The organism is uncultured Rikenella sp. (genome assembly GCF_948810725.1).
In the GTDB taxonomy this organism is placed as follows: Bacteria; Bacteroidota; Bacteroidia; order Bacteroidales; family Rikenellaceae; genus Rikenella.
In genome coordinates this window covers 1-2,849 of record NZ_CAQIVA010000089.1, presented here as the reverse complement: position 1 = coordinate 2,849, position 2,849 = coordinate 1, and the positions used below count along the sequence as shown (strand labels likewise).

The window sequence follows — 2,849 nt, the reverse complement described above, 5'->3', positions numbered from 1 at the left end:
CGCGATTCATCTATATTCGGCTATCGCCGAAATAGTTGAATCGCTTCTTTAGGCGTGGCGCGCGTCCTACGGGAGGGTACTGCGCTCGGGCCGCGCGGGCCCCACGTCCCGTGGACAGGAAATGCTTACGCATTTCAACTACCAGCCTCTACCCAATTCTATGTCTCGCGCGCCTGCGCGATTCATCTATATTCGGCTAATCGCCGAAATAGCTGAATCGCTTCTTTAGGCGACGGCGCGCGGTCGAGCTTTGTCCCGCCTAAAACTGCCCTCGGGCCGGGCAGGCCCCACGTCCCGTGGACGGGAAATGCTGACGCATTTCTACTGGCAGCCTCGCCCCAAACGCACGCAACAGGCTTAGCCCCACCCCTCCGAGAGCAACATTTCCGCAACAGACAAATCGAAACCCGTCGTGATTTTGATATTTTGCCGTCCCCCCTCCGCCAGCCCGATTTCGACACCCCCCAACGCCTCCACCACCGAAGCATCGTCCGTAAATCCCCCCTCCTCCGGCAAAATGTACGCCCTCCGGAGCAACTCCCCCCGAAACCCCTGCGGCGTCTGAACCGCCCGAAACACCCCCCTTTCGACCGCCACACTGCCCCCCTGCGCCCCCACCCGCCGCAACGAATCCACCACCGGCACCACCGGCACCGCCGCCCCCCCTGCTCGCGCCCCCTCGATCACCCCCCGAATCACCCCATCCGCGACAAACGGCCTCACCCCGTCATGCACCAGCACCCATTCCGCCTCCGGCTCCGCCTCCAATCCCCGCCTCACCGACTGAAATCGAGTTTCCCCACCCGCCACCACCTCGTGCGGCACCTCGAACCCATGCGCCGCGCACAACTCCCCCCACCGTTCGATATACGCCTCCGGCAGCACCAGCACCAGCTTATGCACCCATTCGTTCACATTTTGTGAACAATCCGCCACATAACGCCCCACCCCCTCCGCCATCCGGCGCAAAGTCCGCATGACAATCGGCTCGCCTCCAAGCAGTAAGAACTGTTTGGGCACCTCGCTCCCCATCCGCCTTCCCGCCCCCGCCGCCACGACAATTGTTAATATTTTGTACATATTTTGTGAAAAGTTTTTCTTCGACACCCCCACTTACCACCCCCGCCAACCTCAATAGATCAACCACCCCGCCAACCCCGCCAACACGATCAACAGAATCGGATTGACCTTCCGCACCGCCGCCACCAGCACCGCCCCGAAAATCGCATAGCTTTTCCAGTCGATGAAATTATCCGGCGTGAAGAGCAGAAAAGCCGCCGCCAGAATCAGCCCCACCACCACCGGCCTCAACGTCCTCATCACCCCCGCCACATACCGGTTATCCTTCATTTTCAGGTAGAACCTCGCCACGATCAGCATCAACACCAGCGACGGCGCACAGACCCCCGCCGTCGCCAGCGCCGACCCCCAGACCGACCCCGTCGCCGTATACCCGATATACGTCGCACTATTGATCGCAATCGGCCCCGGCGTCACCTGCGAAATCGCAATGATATCGGCAAACTGCGCCGCCGTGATCCATCCGTGCCGCGTCACCACCTCCGCCTGAATCAGCGAAATCATCGCATACCCGCCCCCGAACCCGAAGAGACCGATCTGAAAAAACGTCAGAAAAAGTTGCAAATAGAGCATCCCGAATTCGAATCTTTTATTTTCCCAACCCCCGTTTCACCCTCCAGTACGTATACCCCAGCCCCACGACAATTCCGCCCGCAATGAACCACAACGGCGACGCCCCCGCCCAGATCGCCCCCGCAATCGCGACGAACACCCCGTACTCCCACCCCCTCAGCCCCCGGGCAAACGAAAAGACCGGTTGCAGAATCAGCGCCACGACCGCCGGCCTCATCCCCTTGAAAATGCGGTTCACCGTCGGATCCTCCGAGATATGCGAAAAGAAGATCGCCACCCCCAGCAGAATCAGGAACGACGGCAGCACCGTTCCCAGAAACGCCGCCACCGCCCCCCGCGTTCTCAGGATTTTGTACCCCACCATAATCGAGACATTGACCGCCATCGGCCCGGGCGCCGACTGCGCCAGCGCCAGCAGGTCTATAAACTCTTCGCGTTCGACCCACCTCCGTTTGTCGATCACCTCTTTCTGGATGATCGGGATCATGGCATATCCGCCACCGAAAGTGAAGCAGCCGATCTTGAAAAACGACAAAAACAGGGTTATTTCCTGTCTGAACATAACTATCGAATGATTTCGCAACAGGCGCAAAATTACGAAATTCACCGCTCCGCGGCGGCCGGAAGCGCACCTTTTCTTCCGAAAAAGAACAGCTCACCCCATCGGATAGCAGCCTCCCCAACGAAACGCTGTTTCGCCCGGCCACAGAACGTTGAATGTCTTGTTGGGTTTATTTTGGTCTTATTTATGCGGAGCCCGCGCGCGAGACAGAGAATGAGGCCGAGACAGGCCGATTGCCTGGGGTAGACACAGCCATCTTTCGAGTGCCGAGCGGCACCGCCCCGGGCTACCGCGAGAGAGCCAATGGCGGGCTGAGCAGCGTCGGCGACGGCGGGTTCAGCTGGTCTTCCGCCACGAGCGGCATCCACGGCCTGGACTTGGATTTCTATTCGCAGAGCCTCAACACCAGCGCCTCGGGCAGCCGCGCCCACGGTTTTCAGTTGCGTTGCCTCTCGGAATAAACGGGGTGCCGCTCGGCACCCGAAAGCTGGCTAGAGCTACCCTAAGTAAATGACCACCCAACCCTGGATTTAAGTTGCATCCCTGCGGTTTGAAGAACCGCCCGGGCCGGAGCCACCTCAGGCGTAGGGCCGCAACTTCGCGGAGCTCGTTCGGCCCACGCTGGCTCCGACCC

General features: G+C 60.2%; 4 protein-coding genes. 1 reads left to right on the top strand and 3 read right to left on the bottom strand.

The window, feature by feature from the left end; translation table 11 throughout:
* Nucleotides 1-357: 357 nt before the first annotated feature.
* From Q9S52_RS10645 to Q9S52_RS10635, 3 genes are read right to left on the bottom strand one after another with little or no spacing between them, the layout of a single operon-like run.
* Complete coding sequence (locus Q9S52_RS10645; RefSeq protein ID WP_304709092.1) at nt 358-1,080, bottom strand: 2-C-methyl-D-erythritol 4-phosphate cytidylyltransferase; 723 nt, start codon at nt 1,078-1,080, stop codon at nt 358-360.
* Nucleotides 1,081-1,131: 51 nt separating this feature from the next.
* Complete coding sequence (locus Q9S52_RS10640) at nt 1,132-1,653, bottom strand: chromate transporter (RefSeq protein WP_297623407.1); 522 nt, start codon at nt 1,651-1,653, stop codon at nt 1,132-1,134.
* A gap of 16 nt (nt 1,654-1,669) precedes the next feature.
* Nucleotides 1,670-2,215: a chromate transporter gene (locus Q9S52_RS10635; protein WP_304709091.1), complete on the bottom strand. Its 546-nt coding sequence runs from the start codon at nt 2,213-2,215 to the stop codon at nt 1,670-1,672.
* 263 nt (nt 2,216-2,478) lie between these two features.
* Here Q9S52_RS10635 and Q9S52_RS10630 point away from each other — a divergent pair, with 263 nt between their 5' ends.
* On the top strand, nt 2,479-2,676 hold the full coding sequence (locus Q9S52_RS10630) for a hypothetical protein (RefSeq protein WP_304709090.1): 198 nt from the start codon (nt 2,479-2,481) through the stop codon (nt 2,674-2,676).
* Nucleotides 2,677-2,849 lie beyond the last annotated feature (173 nt).